The sequence below is a fragment of the Thermomonospora cellulosilytica genome, from assembly GCF_014138835.1.
GTDB classification, from domain to species: Bacteria; Actinomycetota; Actinomycetes; order Streptosporangiales; family Streptosporangiaceae; genus Thermomonospora; species Thermomonospora amylolytica.
On the sequence record NZ_JACJII010000001.1, the window covers coordinates 87,572 to 104,007 of the forward strand.

A 16,436-nucleotide genomic window follows, 5' to 3' on the forward strand; every position below is an offset into this window, starting at 1 on the left:
GGCGGAGCGCCGTAAACTCGCGGGTGATGTCCACTGATGCCCCGCACCCCCTGCTCGACGGCCTGAACCCGCAGCAGCGCGCCGCCGTGGTGCACTCCGGCGGCCCCCTGCTGATCGTGGCGGGCGCCGGTTCGGGGAAGACCCGCGTCCTGACCCACCGGATCGCCCACCTGCTGGCCGAGCGGAACGTGCATCCCGGCCAGATCCTGGCGATCACGTTCACCAACAAGGCCGCCGGGGAGATGAAGGAGCGGGTGCAGCAGCTCGTCGGCCCCCGCTCGGCGGCGATGTGGGTGATGACGTTCCACTCCGCCTGCGTGCGGATCCTGCGGCGGGAGGCCAAGAGGCTCGGCTTCCCCTCGGGCTTCTCGATCTACGACCAGGCCGACGCGCAGCGGCTGATGGCGCTGGTGTGCCGGGAGCTGGACCTGGACCCCAAGCGGTACCCGCCCAAGTCGTTCTCGGCGCAGGTCAGCAATCTCAAGAACGAGCTGATCGACTACGAGACGTTCAAGGCGCGGGCGTCCACCCACATGGAGCAGACGCTCGCCGAGGCGTACGAGATGTACCAGGCGCGGCTGCAGCAGGCCGGCGCGATGGACTTCGACGACCTGATCATGACGACGGTCAACCTGCTGCAGGCGTTCCCGGAGGCGGCCGAGCACTACCGGCGGCGGTTCCGGCACGTGCTGGTGGACGAGTACCAGGACACCAACCACGCCCAGTACGAGCTGGTCCGCCAGCTCACCGCCTCCCCCGGCGAGGACCTGGGGCCGGCCGAGCTGTGCGTGGTGGGCGACGCCGACCAGTCGATCTACGCGTTCCGGGGCGCGACGATCCGCAACATCCTGGAGTTCGAGCGCGACTATCCCGAGGCCACCACGATCCTGCTGGAGCAGAACTACCGCTCCACCCAGACGATCCTGTCGGCGGCCAACGCGGTGATCGAGCGCAACGCCGACCGCAAGCCCAAGCGACTGTGGTCCGACCAGGGCGAGGGCCACAAGGTCGTCGGCTATGTGGCCGACAACGAGCACGACGAGGCCGCGTTCGTGGCCGCCGAGGTGGACCGGCTGTGCGACGCCGGCGACGCCCGGCCCGGCGACGTGGCGGTGTTCTACCGGACCAACGCGCAGTCGCGTGTCTTCGAAGAGGTGTTCATCCGGGTCGGGCTGCCGTACAAGGTGGTCGGCGGGGTGCGCTTCTACGAGCGCAAGGAGGTCCGGGACCTGCTGGCGTACCTGCGGGTGCTGGCCAACCCGGCCGACACGGTGTCGCTGCGCCGGATCCTGAACGTGCCCAAGCGCGGCATCGGCGACCGCGCCGAGGCGTGCGTGGAGGCGTACGCGGCGCGGGAGCGGATCACCTTCTGGGAGGCGCTGCGGGTCCCCGAGCGGGTGCCGGGGATGGCGACCCGTTCGATCAAGGCGGTCGCCGAGTTCGTCGCGCTGCTGGACGAGCTGCGGGCCACGGCGGAGACGGCGACGCCCGCCGAGCTGATCGAGGCCGTGCTGACGCGGACCGGCTACCTGGCCGAGCTGGAGAACTCCCGCGACCCGCAGGACGAGACCCGGGTGGAGAACCTGCGCGAGCTGGCGGCCGTCGCCCGCGAGTTCGAGGACCGGCTGGAGGAGGAGTCCGCGCAGGGCCGGCTGGTGGACTTCCTGGAGCAGATCGCGCTGGTCGCCGACGCCGACTCCATCCCCGGCGCCAAGGGCGCCCCCGTCCCGCCGGGCGAGCGCGCCCCCGAGGACGAGCAGGGCGTGGTCACCCTGATGACCCTGCACACCGCCAAGGGCCTGGAGTTCCCGGTGGTGTTCCTGACCGGCATGGAGGACGGGGTCTTCCCCCACCTGCGGGCCATGAGCAACCCGAAGGAGCTGGAGGAGGAGCGCCGCCTGGCCTACGTGGGCATCACCCGCGCCCGGCAGCGCCTCTACCTGACCCGCGCCACCATGCGCAGCTCGTGGGGCGCGCCGCAGATGAACCCGCAGTCCCGCTTCCTGGCCGAGGTCCCCGCCCACCTGGTCCACTGGGAGCGCGAGGCCGCCACCGCCGTGTCCGCCCCGTCCCTGGCCTCGATGGCGGCCCGCCCCGCGGCCCGCCCCGCCGGCAACCGCCCCGTCCCGTCCCTGTCCCCCGGCGACAAGGTCACCCACGACACGTTCGGCCTGGGCACGGTCATCTCGGTGGACGGAGCCGGGGAGAAGTCCGCCGCCAGCATCGACTTCGGCGGCGAGTACGGCGTCAAGCGCCTCATCCTGCGCTACGCCCCCCTGGAAAAACTCTGACCCGATCCCCCGCGACAACGGGTCCCCCGGCTTCCCCCGAGGGACCCGTTCTCCGCCCGGCGGTCCACCACCTCAACGATCGGCGAAGACCTCCTCAACGGAGGTGACGGTCAGAGCGCGCAGCGTCCACCTGTCGAGCTGTTCGGGATCGGTGCACTCGGTGATCCGCTGCCGAGCCGCATCGGTCACCTCGATGCCCCGCGCCTCCAGCACCATCAGCAGATCCTCGACCTTGCCTACGGCCATGAACCGGCGGGCGAAGTCGCTCTTGTACCTGCTGACGGAAGACGTCATGCAGGCGAGTCCTCGGCGAAGACCTCCTCAACGGAGGTGACGGTCAGAGCACGCCGCATCCACCTGTCGAGCTGCTCGGGATCGGTGCACCCGGTGATCCGCTGCCGAGCCGCATCGGTCACTTCGACACCCCGCACCTCCAGCACCATCAGCAGACCCCTGGCCTCACCCCTGGCCTCCATGCGGCGGGCGAAGTCGCTCTTGTACTCGTAGGGCTTGGTCAACACCAGCGCCTCCAGTTCCTGCCGGGCGGCTGCGGAGAGCTTCTGCATCAGATAGTCAAAGTACAGGGCGGCCTGCTCGGGCTCGAGGGTGTCGATGCCCTTGAGCATGGCGTGGAAGATCTGTTCCCGGCCGGGGTCGTCGGCATGTCCGAGGGCGGACAGGACGGCGAGTTCGGGGGTACGGGCGGCGCGGGCGGGGTCGGTGATCGGGGGGACCATGTCCGGGGCGACGGCCAGCGGGGTGACGCCCCAGCCGGGGCCGCAGTCGATGGGCTGGGCGGCCCAGGCGGCGACGGTGCGGCTGGGGCAGACGACCAGGAGGGCGGCCGGGCAGCGCTCGCGTTTGCGGACGGTGGCCAGGTAGACGGGCCAGGACCAGCGTTTGCCGTCCTTGGGGTCCTGCTGTACCTCGACGATGACCGACATCACCGGGCGGCCCTCCGCGCGGAAGGTGATCACCAGGTCGGCGAAGAACTCGGTGACGGTGTGCTGGGTCAGGGTGTCCGACACGGTCGAGGCGGCGTCGAAGTCGGGGACCGGGACGGACAGCACCTCCGTCATTAACTCGGCCGCCAGGGCGGGGCGTTCCCGGAACAACTCGATAGGTATCTCGTGGTCACGAGTTGGAGTCATGGACGTGAACGATATAGGGACATGAACGCATACGCAGGAGTTCGAGCGGAATGGCTCGAAAATGCCACGACCGATCGTTGCAAAATTGGACGATATCGACATTTCGCGGATGGGGTTGATCGGCGGAGGGTGGGTCGCCACGCTGTGGAGGCGACGTTGGGAGGGTCGATGCGGTACGCGGTGGATGTGATGGTGACCTCTGGAGCCTCGGCCGAGGTGTTGTTCCGGCATCTGGCGGTGGCCGGGGCCTGGTCGGTGTGGAGCGGGTTGCCGGCCAGGGCGGTGCGGGAACGGCCGGGGGTCGGGATCGGTGACGGCGTGGGGTCCGTGCGGCGGATGGGGCCGGCGCGGGAGGAGACCGTGGTGTACGACCCGCCCCGGCACTTCGCGTACCGGATGCTGGCGGGCCTGCCCGTGGACGACTACCGGGCGGACGTGACGTTCGAGCCCCGGGAGGGCGGCGGGACGACCGTGCGGTGGCGGGCGCGGTTCGCGCCGCGGGTGCCGGGGACGGGGCCGCTGATGCGGGTGGTGCTGACCCGGGTGCTGTCGCGGTTCGCCCGGAACCTGGCGGCCCACGCCGAGGACTGCCGTGCGGGGTGCCCGGCCCATTCGTCCTGACGTCCGGTGATCGCCCGGGGTCATGCGATCATGAGGGCACGAAGGACGGCCCACAGACGTCCACCGCCACCGCCCCCCGCCCGGGGTGAGGTCGTGTCTTGGTCGAGCTGATCTTCGATCTGGAGACCCAGGATCCGGATGACGTTCTGACGTTGTGCCTGGTGGCGACGCATCCGGCGGTGCGGCTGCGGGCGGTGACGGTGACGCCGGGCGCGCCCGCGCAGATCGCGCTGGTGCGGCATGTGCTGCGGCGGCTGGGACGCCCGGACGTCCCGATCGGGGCGGAGGATCCGGGGACCGGCAAGGATCACGTGTCGGGGTTCCACTACAAGTGGCTGGGCACGCCGCCGCCCGCGGAGGCCGACGGGACGCCCGACGAGGTGATGGCCGAGACGATCATCCGCCATCCGCAGGCCGTGCTGCTGACCGGAGGGCCGCTGCACAACCTGCGGCGGCTGATCGAGAGGCGGCCGGGGGTCAGGCCGGCCCGGTGGGTGGCGCAGGGCGGGTTCGCGGGGGACAACCTGGTCCGGCCCGAGCATCGGCTGGCCAAGTTCGAGGGCCTGACGCACTGCCCGACGTTCAACTTCAACGGCGAACGCACGGCGGCGCGGCTGGCATTGGACCCCGCCTCGGGGATCGGCCGCCGGGAACTGGTGTCCAAGAACGTCACCCACGGCGTCCGCTACGACCGCGACCTGCACGAACGGCTGCGCCCCCACCGCGACCGGAACGCCGGGCTGGCCCTCGTCCACCAGGGCATGGAGCTTTACCTGCGCAAACGCCGTGCGGGCAAGCTGCTACACGACCCCACGGCGGCCTGCGCGGCGATCGACCCGGGCGTCTGCGGGTGGGCCGAGGTGGAGATGGTGCAGGACGGCCTGGCCTGGGGTGCCGTGCCCGCCCCGGGATCCGGCACGTTCATCACCGTCTCCCTGGACCGGGCACGGCTGCTGGACACGTTCGCCGGCGGGCCCCTCTAGACCAGGCGGCGGGCGGCGGCCCAGCGGGACAGCTCGTGGCGGTTGGACAGCTGGAGCTTGCGCAGGACGCTGGACACGTGGGTCTCCACGGTCTTGACGGAGATGAACAGCTCCTTGGCGATCTCCTTGTAGGCGTAGCCGCGGGCGATCAGCCGCAGCACCTCCCGTTCCCGCTGGGTGAGCTGGTCCAGCTCGGGATCCACCGAGGGGGCGCCGGTGGCGGCGAACGCGTCCAGCACGAAGCCCGCCAGCCGCGGCGAGAACACCGCGTCGCCCTCGGCCACCCGCCCGATCGCGTCGGTCAGCTCGGGGCCGGAGATGGTCTTGGTGACGTAGCCGCGGGCCCCGCCGCGCACCACCCCGATCACGTCCTCGGCGGCGTCCGACACCGACAGGGCCAGGAAGCGGGACGGGACGTTGCCGTGCAGGCGGCGCAGCACCTCGATGCCGCCGCCGCCCGGCAGGTGCACGTCCAGCAGGACCACGTCGGGCCGGGTGGCGGTGATCACCCGGATCGCCTCGTCGACGTCCCCGGCCTCGCCGACGATCTCGATGCCGTCGCCGAGCTCGGCCTTGACCCCGGTCCGGAACATCTGGTGGTCGTCGACCAGCACCACTGTCGTCATCTCTGGCGGCTCGCATTCCTCGTGATCTCCAGGCGGACCTCGGTGCCCTCGCCGGGCGCGGTGCGCACGGTGGCCCTGCCGCCGTTGCGCTCCATGCGCCCGATGATGGAGCCCCGTACGCCCATCCTGTCCTGCGGTACGGCGTCCATGTCGAACCCCTTGCCCCGGTCGCGCACGAACACCGCCACGTCGTCGCCCTCGACCTCGGCGTACACCGACACCGACGGGGCCCCGGAGTACTTGGCGGCGTTCACCATGGCCTCGCGGGCGGCCTGCAGGGTCGCGCCCAGGCGGGGGTCGAGCGGGCAGTCCCCCACGCACACGACCTCGATCGGGACGCCGTGGTCGTCCTCCACCTCCCCGGCCGTCTCCCGGACGGCCGCCGCGAACGTCTGGTCGGGACGATCCTCCGGCTGGTAGAGCCAGTTCCGCAGGGTGCGCTCCTGGGAGCGGGCCAGCCGCTGCACCTCGCGGGGGTCGTGGGCGTTGCGCTGGATCAGGGTGAGGGTGTGCAGCACCGAGTCGTGGATGTGGGCGGCCAGCTCGGCGCGCTCCTGGGAACGGATCCGCTCGCTGCGTTCGGCGTCCAGGTCCTGCCACAGCCGCACCACCCACGGGGTGGCGATCACGGCCAGGCCGCTGGCGATCACGGCGGTGGCGATCAGCACCTCGCGGATCTGGTCGGCCTGCACGTTCTGCACCAGGAACCCGGCGATGCCGCCGATCACCAGGGCCAGCCCGAGCAGGCTGCGCAGCCACAGCCGGCGCAGCGGGACGGTGGTGTGCCGCACCCAGCGCTGCCGCTGCTCGCGTTCGGCCTGCTGCCACAGGATGGCGACGCCGATCCCGCCGAGCAGCAGCGGCCACAGCGCGGCCTGCGCCAGCCCGCTGCTCCACGAGATCACACAGACCCCGGCGGCCAGCGCCGCGTAGGCCGGCAGCTGCACCCAGTCGCGGCGGGACCCGGCGGCGGCGCCCTCGCGTTCGGGGACCAGCGCCCAGAACGCCGCGTACGCGCCCACGCCCAGCCCGCCGGCCCCCATCAGCAGGACGAACGCCAGCCGGACGATCACCACGTCCAGCCCGAGATGGTCGGCCAGGCCGCGGCAGACCCCGCCGAGCAGCCGCCGGTCACCGCGTTCCAGCCGGGGGCCGGCCGCGGCGTCGTCGCCGGTGGCCTGCTCGGCCATCGTGGTGGTCATGCCTCGATCGTCACACGAACGGGGACCGGGCCGCACCGGGGCGGTCCCCTGATCTCGACCGGCCGGGCTCAGGGTCGGCTCAGGGTGGTCCCGGATACCGGGGGGCGGGCTCCCGGCACGAGGATGGTGGCATGACGCAGGAGCGGTACGTCCGGCTGGCGCGGCCCGGGGAGGGCCGGATCATCGCCGGGGTGTGCGCGGGCCTGGGCGCTCACGTCGGGGTCGACCCGGTCGTGCTGCGGGTGGCGTTCGCGGTGCTGACCCTGGCGGGCGGGCAGGGCATCGTGCTGTACGTCGTGGCGGCGCTGCTCATGCCGTCCGACCAGCGGCGGACCGCGCCGATCGAGCAGATGCTGCGGCGGCGCTACGACGCCGGCGGCGCCCTGGTGATCCTCGGCGGGCTGCTGGCGCTGCTCACGCTGGTCACGGCGATCGGCCACGGGTTCTCCGGGAACGCGCTGGCCGAGGTGACGGTGTTCGCGCTGGTCGTGCTGGTGGCGCACGCCCGGAAGGTGGACTTCGCCGAGATCGCCCGCACCCTGCCCGAACGCCTCCAGGGCCACCCGCTCGAGCCGGAGCCCCCGGCCGTCGACCTCGCCAAGCCCGCCCCGGCGCCGGGCCGGCAGGAGCCGCTCCCCGAGGGCATGGTGGACCTGGCCCTGCTCGGCGAGCGGCGACGCGGGACCCCGCCGCCGGAATCCCCTCCCGCCGGGAAGCCGGAGAAGCCGGGGAGACCGCACGGGTGCGGGCCGAAGTCCAGGCTCACCACCGTGACGCTGCTCGGCGCGGCGGCCGCGGCGGCGGCCATGATCCCGGTGGTGAACGCCCAGGACCCCGGCGGCGCGTACGGCGCGAACATGATGCTGGCCGCCGCGCTCGCGGTGGTCGGGCTGGGCCTGCTGGTCGGCGGGTGGGCCGGGCGGCCGCGCGGGCTGGCGACCACCGGGACCCTGCTGACGCTGAGCCTGCTGACCTCGACCGCGGTGGCGGAGGCCCCCGGCGGCACCCGGTACGGGGACGTGCAGTGGCGGCCCGTCGACGCCACCGGCGCCGGGCAGACGTACCGGCTGGCGGTGGGCAGCGGGCGGCTCGACCTGACCTCGCTCCCGCTGGCCCCGGGCCGGCGGATCCCGGTGGAGGCCGTGGTCCTCGCCGGGTCGCTGAAGGTGATCGTGCCGGACGGCGCGCGGGTGGAGGTGAACGGGGAGACGCTGTTCGGGGACCTGACCGTGGACGGGCGGATCAGCGGAGGCCCCGGCGCCAAGGCCGTGACCGTGCTGGAGCCGGTGCGCGCCGTCGCCGACCCGCCGGTGATCGAGCTGCGGATCCGGGCCCGGGTCGCCGACGTGGAGGTGCGGCGTGGCTAGACGGCGCAGGTTCGATCCGGGTCATGCGGTGGCGGGCCTGTTCTTCCTGGCCGTCGCCGCGGTGTTCTGGGCCCGTACGACCGCGCCCGAGGCCGGGCCGCCGCTGGCGGTGCTGGCCGCGGCCACGCTGATCGGCCTGGGCGTGGTGGGCATCGTGCACGTGGCCAGCCGGGGCCGCCGCCGGGAGCCCTGACCCGGACACTGACCTTGAATTTCCTACTTGATATATGGGAATCTCCGGAAGGGTGCACACCCCACAGGAGGCTCCCGTGCGCATCTTCCGCAGACTCGCCGCTCTCCCGTTCTGGCAGCAGATCCTGCTCGCGCTGGCGCTCGGCACCGCAGTCGGCGCCCTGATCCACAACTTCGGTTCGGAGTCCGTCGCCGAGAACTGGCTGGACCCCTTCGGCGGCGTCTACGTCAACCTGCTCAAGCTGGTCGTGCTGCCGCTGGTGTTCAGCGCGATCGTGGTCAGCCTCGGACGGCTGCGCCATGTCGGCGGCGTCGCCCGGCTGGCCGGCAGGACCGTCGTCTGGTTCGTCGTCACCTCCACCGTGGCGGTGGCCATCGGCCTGGTCGTCGGGCTGCTGGTGCGGCCCGGCGAGGGGGTCGGCGACCTGCCGGCGGAGAAGGCCGAGACCGAGGAGGTCACCTGGACCCAGGTGCTGGGCAACCTGGTCCCCGGCAACCCGGTGCAGGCGATGGCCGAGGGCAACGTCCTCGGCGTGGTGTTCTTCGCCGGCCTGTTCGGGGCGGCGCTGGTGACGCTCGGCGAACGCGGGCGGCGGCTGACCGACCTCTTCGACGAGCTGTACCTGGTCTCCCAGAAGCTGGTGTGGTGGGTGGTGCGCCTGGCGCCGATCGGGTCGTTCTTCCTGATCGCCTCGGTGGTGGCCACGTATGGTCCCGGGTCGCTGGCGCCGCTGGCCAAGTTCACCGGCGCGATCTACCTGGCCGCGGCGGTGATGCTGCTGGCGGGCTACCCGCTGCTGCTGGCGGCCTTCGCCCGGGTGTCGCCGGTGAAGTTCCTGCGCAACGCCTGGCCCGCGCTGCAGTTCGCGTTCGTGTCGGCGTCCTCGCTGGCCACCCTGCCGATCTCGCAGCGGGTCTCGATCGAGCGCAACGGCGTGCAGCCGGAGTACACCGCGTTCGCCCAGCCGCTGGGCGCGACGGTCAAGTTCGACGGCTGCGGCGCGATCTACCCGGCGGTGGCGGCGCTTTTCGTGTCCCAGTACACCGGGATCGGGCTGGGCTGGACCGACTTCGCGCTGATCGCGGTGGCGGCGGTGATCGGCCAGCTCGGCATCGGCGGCACCCCCGGCCCGGCGCTGGTGGCGCTGACGCTCACGCTGACCACGGTGGGCCTGCCGCTGGAGGCGATCGGATACCTGATCGCCGTGGACCGGGTCATCGACATGGCCCGCACCACCGTGAACGTGGCCGGTCAGCTCGCGGTGCCGGTGCTGGTGGCCCGTTCCGAGGGGCTGCTGGACAAGGAGGTGTTCGACCGACCGCCGGTCGACATCACCGCCGCCCCGCCCGACGAGACCCGGGCGGAGGAGACCCCGGCGCAGCGGACCCCGGCGGAGGAGCCGCAGCTCACCAAGGGCTGACCGGCGTGCGGGGCGGGCGGCGGGACACGCCCGCCCGCTCCGCGTCGCGGCCGGTCAGTCGATCTGGGCGTGCAGGGTGATGGCGTAGGCGGGGCCGGGGTTGGTGATCTCGTGGGTGCGGCCGCCGCCGTGCACGCGGATCCGGTTGGCGCGCAGCGGCCGTTCGGTGACGCCGTCGGCGGCGATGACGATCTCGGTCAGCTCCCCGGCGATCACGGTGCTGACCTGGGTGCCGCCGTGGTCGTGCACGTCGGTGCGGTGCCCGGGCGGCCAGGTGGTCAGCCACACCCGTACGCCGCCGTCCTCCAGCACCACCCGGTCGGGCCGGGCGGGGTCGAGCCGCACCAGATGCCACCAGGTGTCGGGACGGCCCGCCAGCTCGCGGATGCGGGCGGCGAGCTGGCCGACCGTGGGCGTGGCGGCGGTGACGAGGCCGTGCGGGTCGTCCTGCCCGCGCATCGTGATGTCGGGAATGGTGTCGAGGTTCACCGGGAGATCCTTGCTCTGTCGTCGTCGTGCGCGCCCTCATCGGCACGGGCGCGTGATCGGTCGGTCGTTGCGAAGGCCGGGATCAGCGACAACAACAGAGACACGGCGCGGCGGCCACGGGGGTCCGACCCCGGTGGCTGCGAAGGCTGGCACGCGCCGACATGCCCAACAGGAGACATGCAGTCACGCACCGTTGTCAAGTCGATCGGGTCGACCGGTATTAACCCGCCGGTCACGGCGGTGCCGGACGATGGACGCCCGGCCTCGGCAGCATGCGCCTGACCTGGTGGTCCGGGGACGGAACCCCGGCCTTGCGAATGCGGGCCAGGCGACCCCGCCCGGCCCGTCCGGGAGACGGCCGCCAGGCCCTCGACGAAACGGAGTGCGACCATGGACCTCGACCGGCGAACCGTGCTGCGCGGCGGCCTGCTGGCGGGCGGCGGCCTGGTGCTGGCGGGTGCGGCGGCCTCCCCCGCCGCGGCGGCCCCCGCGCTGGTCCGCACGGGACGGCCGAGCCCGACCCACGGCGTGCAGGCCGGTGACGTGACCGCCGGGCGGGGCGTGGTGTGGGTGCGGTCCGACCGCCCGGCCCGGATGCTGGTGGACGTGGCCCGGCGGCCCGACTTCCGGGACCTGCGGACCGTTCCGGGGCCGGTGCTGACCCCGGAGACCGACCTGACCGGCAAGACGTTCCTGCGCGGGCTGCCGGCCGGGGAGCGGATCCACTACCGGGTGCGGCTGGCCGACCTGGACCGGCCGTCGGTGGTGTCGGCGCCGGTGACGGGCTCGTTCGTCACCCCGGCGCGGGACCGGCGGGACATCACGTTCGTGTGGTCGGGCGACCTGGCCGGGCAGGGCTGGGGCATCAACCCCGAGCTGGGCGGCTACCGGATCTTCCGGGCGATGGGCGCGGTGGAGCCGGACTTCTTCCTGTGCAGCGGCGACTGGGTGTACGCCGACAACCCGCTGGCCGAGACGGTGGCGCTGCCGGACGGGCGCACCTGGCGGAACCTGGTGACCGCGGAGAAGGCCAAGGTCGCCGAGACGCTGGCCGAGTACCGCGGGCAGTTCCGCTACAACCTGGAGGACGCCAACCTGCGGGCGTTCAACGCGCGGGTGCCGATGATCTACCAGTGGGACGACCACGAGGTGGTCAACAACTGGTACCCGGGCGAGATCCTGGCCGACGACCGGTACACCGAGAAGCGGGTGGACGTGCTGACCGCCCGCGCCCGCCGTGCGCTGATGGAGTACACACCGATCGCCGCGGACGCCAGGCGGGGCGGCCGGATCTACCGGAAGATCTCCTACGGGCCGCTGCTGGACGTGTTCGTCATCGACATGCGGACCCACAAGAACCCCAACACCGCCAACACCTCCCCCACCGAGACCGAGGGCGTGCTGGGCGCCGAGCAGCTGGCCTGGCTCAAGCGGGAACTGCGGCGTTCCACGGCGACCTGGAAGGTGATGGCCGCCGACCTGCCGATCGGCCTGATCGTCCCGGACGGCGCCACCGCCCAGGAGGGCATCGCGCAGGGCGACGGGGGCGCTCCGCTGGGCCGGGAGCGGGAGATCGCCGACCTGCTCTCGTACGCCAAGCGCCACAGGGTCCGCAACATGGTGTGGCTGACCGCCGACGTGCACTACACCGCCGCCCACCACTACGACCCGGCGAAGGCGTCGTTCACCGACTTCGACCCGTTCTGGGAGTTCGTGGCCGGGCCGCTGAACGCGGGCGCGTTCGGGCCCAACGCCCTGGAGGGCACGTTCGGGCCGCAGCTGAAGTTCCACAAGGCCCCGCCGCGGGCCAACACCTCTCCGGCCGAGGGCCACCAGTTCTTCGGCCAGATCGACATCGACGCCCGTACCGGCGTCCTGACCGCCCGTCTCCGCGACCTGGACGGGAACGTCCTCTACGCCCAGGACGTGTACCCCGTCCGCTGAGCCGCCGGCAGGGGTCATCCGGCGGACCCAGGCGGCCCGGCCTCCGCGAGGGGACCGGGCCGCCGTCCGTTTTCGCGTGATCTGGATCACTGTGAGGTCTGGAACGGGATTCGATCGCGGTTTACCGTTCAATGGTCGCCCTCCGCCCCCGGGAGGTGCCCCGATGCCGTGGCCCGTCCAGCGTGCTCCTCCGCCCGGTGCGTGGTGCTGCATGTCCCACCCCCTAGGCGCCGAATGGAGGACGGATGCCGCGCGTACGGGTCAAGGTCGACGGTGCGACGTATCGGGACGAGGTGGAGCCACGGCTGCTGCTCGTCCACTACCTGCGGGAACGGCTGGGGAAGGTCGGGACCCCGGTCGGCTGTGACACCACCAACTGCGGCGCCTGCACCGTCCTGATGGACGGGCTGAGCGTCAAGAGCTGCTCGGTGCTGGCCGTTCAGGCCGACGAGCGGGAGATCACCACCATCGAGGGGCTGGGCGCGGGGAACGGGGAGCTGCACCCGCTGCAGCGGGCCTTCCACGAGGAGCACGCGCTGCAGTGCGGCTTCTGCACGCCCGGCATGATCATGGCGGCCCTCGACCTGCTCCGCGAGAACCCCGACCCCTCGGACGCGCAGATCCGGGAGGGCCTGGAGGGCAACCTGTGCCGGTGCACCGGCTACCAGAACATCGTGCGGGCCGTCCGGCGGGCGGCCGGGGAGATGCGGCGCGCCCCCGCCGGGGAGGCTCCCGGGGCCCTCCCCCGGAAGGGAGGCGTGGCGTGACCGAGATCGGGGCGGCCCGGCGGCGGGTGGAGGACTCGCGGCTGATCACCGGGCGCACGCAGTGGACGGACAACCTCCAGTTGCCGGGCATGTGCCATGTGGCGTTCGTGCGGAGCCCGTACGCGCACGCCCGCATCACGCGCGTGGACGCCTCGGCGGCGCTGGAACGGCCCGGTGTGGTCGCCGTGTTCACCGGGGCCGACCTGGCGGAGGAACAGGGCGGCCTGCCGTGCGCGTGGGTCGTGACCGAGGACATGAAGCACCCGGACCATCCGCCGATGGCCGTGGACGAGGTCCGGTACGTGGGCGAGCCGGTGGCCTGCGTGGTGGCGCGGGACCGTTACGCGGCGGCCGACGCGCTGGAGGCCGTCGACGTCGACTACGAGCCGCTGCCGGTGGTGGTCGACCTGGAAAAAGCCGCGAAGGCCCCAGATGACAGTGCGGACCTGGTGCACGCGGACCTCGGCACCAACCGCAGCTACACGTGGGTGTTCGAGAACGGCGACATCGACGCGGCGGTGCGGGACGCGCCGGTGCTCATCGAACGGCGGTACGTGCAGCAGCGGCTGATCCCGACCGCGATGGAGCCGCGCGCGGTGGTGTGCGCGCCGGAGGGGGACGGGTTCACGCTGTGGTCGGCGACCCAGATCCCGCACATCCTGCGCCTGATGCTGGCCACCGTGACGGGGATCCCCGAACACCGGCTGCGGGTCATCGCACCGGACGTGGGCGGCGGGTTCGGCTCCAAGCTCCAGGTGTACGGCGAGGAGGTGCTGGCGTTGCTGCTGGCCCGCCGGCTGGGGCGGCCGGTCAAGTGGACCGAGTCCCGCAGCGAGGGCAACCTGACGGTGCACCACGGGCGGGACCAGATACAGCGGCTCACCCTGGCGGCCGAACGGGACGGGACCATACGCGGCCTCAAGGTGGACCTGCTCGCGGACATGGGCGCGTACCTGATGCTCGTCACGCCCGGCATCCCGTTGCTGGGGGCGTTCATGTTCAACGGCATCTACAAGATGGGGGCGTACTCGTTCACCTGCACGGGGGTGTTCACCAACAAGACCCCCACGGACGCCTACCGGGGGGCGGGGCGGCCCGAGGCGACGTACGCGATCGAGCGGCTGATGGACGAACTGGCCGCCGAGCTGGACCTTGACCCCATCGAGGTGCGGCGGCGCAACTGGATCCGGCACGAGGAGTTCCCGTACGAGACCATCGCGGGGCTCACCTACGACTCGGGCAACTACGAGGCCGCCACGGAGAAGGCCCTGCAGTTGTTCGAGTACGACAAGCTGCGCGCCGAGCAGGCCGACCGCCGTGACCGCCGCGACCCCGTCCAGTTGGGGATCGGGGTGTCGACGTTCACGGAGATGTGCGGGCTGGCCCCGTCCCGTGTGCTGGGGTCGCTGTCCTATGGCGCGGGCGGCTGGGAGCACGCGGCGGTACGCGTCCTGCCCTCCGGCAAGGTCGAGGTGGTGACGGGCGCCTCCGCGCACGGGCAGGGCCACGAGACCGCGTGGGCGCAGATCACGGCCGACCGGCTGGGGGTGCCGTTCGAGGACGTGCGGGTGCTGCACGGGGACACGTCGGTGTCGCCCAAGGGGATGGACACCTACGGGTCGCGTTCCCTGGCCGTGGGGGGCATCGCGTTGGTGAACGCCTGCGACCGGGTCGTGGACAAGGCCCGGCGTGTGGCGGCGCACCTGCTGGAGGCCGCCGAGGAGGACCTGGAGTTCACCGGCGGGGTGTTCTCCGTACGCGGGGTGCCGGGAGAGGGCAGGACCCTGCAGGAGGTGGCGACGGCCGCGTTCGCCGCGCACGACCTGCCCGACGGGGTGGAGCCCTCGCTGGACGCCGACGCCACGTTCGACCCGGAGAACTTCTCGTTCCCCCACGGCACGCACCTGTGCGCGGCGGAGGTGGACACCGAGACCGGGTTCGTGCGGATCCGTTCCTATGTGGCGGTGGACGACGTGGGGTCGGTGGTCAACCCGCTCATCGTGGAGGGGCAGGTGCACGGCGGCCTCGCCCAGGGCATCGCGCAGGCCCTCTACGAGGAGGCCGTGTACGACGAGGACGGCAACCTGACGACGACCACGATGGCGGACTACCTCATCCCCTCGGCGGCGGACCTGCCCGACTTCACCACCGACCGGACCGAGACGCCCGCCACCACGAATCCGCTGGGCGTCAAGGGCGTCGGCGAGGCCGGCACCATCGCCTCCACCCCCGCCGTGGTGAACGCCATCGTCGACGCGCTCCGCCCGTACGGGGTGCGCGACGTTCCCATGCCCTGCACCCCCGAACGCGTGTGGCGCGCCCTCAACGCGCAGGAAGGCCAGTCCGCATGATCCCCCCAGAGTTCGAGTACGTGCGGCCGGGCTCGCTGGACGAGGCGGTGTCCGCGCTGGCCGACGCCGGTGAGGACGGCAAGCCGCTGGCCGGGGGCCAGAGCCTGATGCCCTTGCTGCGGATGCGGCTGGCCTACCCCGAGGTCCTGATCGACCTGGACCGGGTTCCGGAGTTGCGGGAGATCCGCGACCTGGGGGACGCGTTGTTCGTCGGGGCGATGGCCACCCACCACCAGGTGGTGAACGACCCGCTCGTCCAGCGGCACGTCCCGCTGCTGGCGCAGGCGACCGCCACGGTGGCGGACCCCGCGGTACGGCACCGCGGCACGTTCGGCGGGGCCCTCGCCCATGCCGACCCGGCCGGCGACCTGCCGGCGGTGGCGGTCGCCCTGGACGCGGTGTGCAACGTACGGTCGGCGCGGGGTTCGCGGGACATCCCGGCGGCCGACTTCTTCGTGGACTGGATGACCTCCGCGCTGGAGCCGGACGAGCTGCTGGTGGGCGTGACCGTCCCCAAGCTCGGCCCCGGCTGGAGCACCCACTACGAGAAGTTCCACCGCACCGCCCAGGCGTGGGCCGTGGTGGGCGTCGCCTGCGCGGTCCGCCGCGAACGCGACACCGTCACCGACTGCCGCGTCGCCCTCACCAACATGGGCCACGCCCCGGTACGCGCCACCGCCGTCGAGCACGGGCTGGCGGGCGGCCCGCTCACCGACGCGACCGCCCGCCAGGCCGCCGAGCACGCCGCCGAGGGCACCTCACCGCCGGGCGACCTGCACGGCTCGGCGGAGTACCGGGCGCATCTCGCCCGGGTCCTCACCCGCAGGGCCCTGCTGGCGACCGCCCGTACCTGACCCGCTGCTCCGGGGCGCGGCCCCCGGACCCCCGGCCGCTCCGGCCTTCGGCGCTCTGATCTGGGATGATCTGGGTGCCGAAGGCCGGATCCGGCCTGGGCGCACTAGCGGGATGGCCGAAACCCGCCGTATGGTCACCAACGTCGACCCCCCGACACGAAGGGCAGGAAGTCGCTG

At 72.5% G+C, this 16,436-nt stretch carries 15 protein-coding genes; 10 read left to right on the forward strand and 5 right to left on the reverse strand.

From position 1 onward, the window contains the following. Nucleotides 1-26 precede the first annotated feature (26 nt). Nucleotides 27-2,291: a DNA helicase PcrA gene (gene pcrA, locus HNR21_RS00400; protein ID WP_220499992.1), complete on the forward strand. Its 2,265-nt coding sequence runs from the start codon at nt 27-29 to the stop codon at nt 2,289-2,291. Nucleotides 2,292-2,363: 72 nt separating this feature from the next. On the opposite strand, the gene HNR21_RS00405 is transcribed toward pcrA, so the two are convergent. Together HNR21_RS00405 and HNR21_RS00410 are read right to left on the reverse strand one after the other, a co-directional pair. Continuing rightward, complete coding sequence (locus tag HNR21_RS00405) at nt 2,364-2,585, reverse strand: hypothetical protein (RefSeq protein ID WP_182703613.1); 222 nt, start codon at nt 2,583-2,585, stop codon at nt 2,364-2,366. Then, complete coding sequence (locus tag HNR21_RS00410; RefSeq protein ID WP_220499993.1) at nt 2,582-3,370, reverse strand: hypothetical protein; 789 nt, start codon at nt 3,368-3,370, stop codon at nt 2,582-2,584. Before HNR21_RS00410 ends, HNR21_RS00405 begins: the two co-directional genes overlap by 4 nt. 240 nt (nt 3,371-3,610) lie before the next feature. Here HNR21_RS00410 and HNR21_RS00415 point away from each other — a divergent pair, with 240 nt between their 5' ends. After that, nucleotides 3,611-4,063, forward strand: a complete 453-nt coding sequence (locus HNR21_RS00415) for an SRPBCC family protein (protein WP_182703615.1) — start codon at nt 3,611-3,613, stop codon at nt 4,061-4,063. Nucleotides 4,064-4,161: 98 nt separating this feature from the next. After that, nucleotides 4,162-5,046, forward strand: coding sequence for a nucleoside hydrolase (locus HNR21_RS00420; RefSeq protein WP_182703616.1), 885 nt, complete (start codon nt 4,162-4,164; stop codon nt 5,044-5,046). On the opposite strand, the gene HNR21_RS00425 is transcribed toward HNR21_RS00420, so the two are convergent. Together HNR21_RS00425 and HNR21_RS00430 are read right to left on the reverse strand one after the other, a co-directional pair. After that, nucleotides 5,043-5,672, reverse strand: a complete 630-nt coding sequence (locus HNR21_RS00425; RefSeq protein ID WP_119728509.1) for a LuxR C-terminal-related transcriptional regulator — start codon at nt 5,670-5,672, stop codon at nt 5,043-5,045. The genes HNR21_RS00420 and HNR21_RS00425 overlap by 4 nt on opposite strands. Then, nucleotides 5,669-6,874 carry an ATP-binding protein gene (locus HNR21_RS00430; RefSeq protein ID WP_246441899.1) on the reverse strand — a complete coding sequence of 402 codons (1,206 nt, stop codon included), beginning with the start codon at nt 6,872-6,874 and terminating at the stop codon, nt 5,669-5,671. The genes HNR21_RS00425 and HNR21_RS00430 overlap by 4 nt, the downstream gene beginning before the upstream one ends. A gap of 131 nt (nt 6,875-7,005) precedes the next feature. Between HNR21_RS00430 and HNR21_RS00435 the strand changes: the two genes are divergently transcribed. The 3 genes from HNR21_RS00435 to HNR21_RS00445 all read left to right on the forward strand — a co-directional run bounded on the left by HNR21_RS00435 (nt 7,006) and on the right by HNR21_RS00445 (nt 9,854). Next, nucleotides 7,006-8,241 carry a PspC domain-containing protein gene (locus HNR21_RS00435; RefSeq protein ID WP_182703617.1) on the forward strand — a complete coding sequence of 412 codons (1,236 nt, stop codon included), beginning with the start codon at nt 7,006-7,008 and terminating at the stop codon, nt 8,239-8,241. Next, a complete protein-coding gene (locus HNR21_RS00440) occupies nt 8,234-8,434 on the forward strand; it encodes a hypothetical protein (protein ID WP_157995890.1) in 201 nt (66 codons plus the stop codon). The genes HNR21_RS00435 and HNR21_RS00440 overlap by 8 nt, the downstream gene beginning before the upstream one ends. Nucleotides 8,435-8,510: 76 nt before the next feature. Beyond that, entirely contained in the window at nt 8,511-9,854 is a 1,344-nt protein-coding gene (locus HNR21_RS00445) for a dicarboxylate/amino acid:cation symporter (RefSeq protein ID WP_182703618.1), read from the forward strand. 54 nt (nt 9,855-9,908) lie between these two features. Here the strand turns inward: HNR21_RS00445 and HNR21_RS00450 are convergent, their stop codons facing one another. Further along, nucleotides 9,909-10,343, reverse strand: coding sequence for a cupin domain-containing protein (locus HNR21_RS00450; RefSeq protein WP_182703619.1), 435 nt, complete (start codon nt 10,341-10,343; stop codon nt 9,909-9,911). A gap of 390 nt (nt 10,344-10,733) precedes the next feature. Between HNR21_RS00450 and HNR21_RS00455 the strand changes: the two genes are divergently transcribed. The 4 genes from HNR21_RS00455 (at nt 10,734) to HNR21_RS00470 (ending at nt 16,259) form a co-directional block, all read left to right on the forward strand. Then, nucleotides 10,734-12,287, forward strand: coding sequence for an alkaline phosphatase D family protein (locus HNR21_RS00455; protein WP_182703620.1), 1,554 nt, complete (start codon nt 10,734-10,736; stop codon nt 12,285-12,287). Between the two features lie 245 nt (nt 12,288-12,532). Next, a complete protein-coding gene (locus HNR21_RS00460) occupies nt 12,533-13,054 on the forward strand; it encodes a (2Fe-2S)-binding protein (RefSeq protein ID WP_182703621.1) in 522 nt (173 codons plus the stop codon). Then, the gene (locus HNR21_RS00465) at nt 13,051-15,405 is read left to right on the forward strand and encodes a xanthine dehydrogenase family protein molybdopterin-binding subunit (protein WP_182703622.1); all 2,355 of its coding nucleotides are present in this window, start codon (nt 13,051-13,053) and stop codon (nt 15,403-15,405) included. Before HNR21_RS00460 ends, HNR21_RS00465 begins: the two co-directional genes overlap by 4 nt. Further along, on the forward strand, nt 15,402-16,259 hold the full coding sequence (locus HNR21_RS00470) for an FAD binding domain-containing protein (protein ID WP_182703623.1): 858 nt from the start codon (nt 15,402-15,404) through the stop codon (nt 16,257-16,259). Before HNR21_RS00465 ends, HNR21_RS00470 begins: the two co-directional genes overlap by 4 nt. Nucleotides 16,260-16,436 lie beyond the last annotated feature (177 nt).

What these genes read in the sequence shown, in the direction of transcription:
- pcrA (WP_220499992.1), top strand. Translation starts at nt 27, where the DNA reads ATGTCCACTGATGCCCCGCACCCCCTGCTCGACGGCCTGAACCCGCAG.
- HNR21_RS00405 (WP_182703613.1), bottom strand. Translation starts at nt 2,585, where the DNA reads ATGACGTCTTCCGTCAGCAGGTACAAGAGCGACTTCGCCCGCCGGTTC.
- HNR21_RS00410 (WP_220499993.1), bottom strand. Translation starts at nt 3,370, where the DNA reads ATGACGGAGGTGCTGTCCGTCCCGGTCCCCGACTTCGACGCCGCCTCG.
- HNR21_RS00415 (WP_182703615.1), top strand. Translation starts at nt 3,611, where the DNA reads ATGCGGTACGCGGTGGATGTGATGGTGACCTCTGGAGCCTCGGCCGAG.
- HNR21_RS00425 (WP_119728509.1), bottom strand. Translation starts at nt 5,672, where the DNA reads ATGACGACAGTGGTGCTGGTCGACGACCACCAGATGTTCCGGACCGGG.
- HNR21_RS00430 (WP_246441899.1), bottom strand. Translation starts at nt 6,874, where the DNA reads ATGACCACCACGATGGCCGAGCAGGCCACCGGCGACGACGCCGCGGCC.
- HNR21_RS00435 (WP_182703617.1), top strand. Translation starts at nt 7,006, where the DNA reads ATGACGCAGGAGCGGTACGTCCGGCTGGCGCGGCCCGGGGAGGGCCGG.
- HNR21_RS00455 (WP_182703620.1), top strand. Translation starts at nt 10,734, where the DNA reads ATGGACCTCGACCGGCGAACCGTGCTGCGCGGCGGCCTGCTGGCGGGC.
- HNR21_RS00460 (WP_182703621.1), top strand. Translation starts at nt 12,533, where the DNA reads ATGCCGCGCGTACGGGTCAAGGTCGACGGTGCGACGTATCGGGACGAG.
- HNR21_RS00470 (WP_182703623.1), top strand. Translation starts at nt 15,402, where the DNA reads ATGATCCCCCCAGAGTTCGAGTACGTGCGGCCGGGCTCGCTGGACGAG.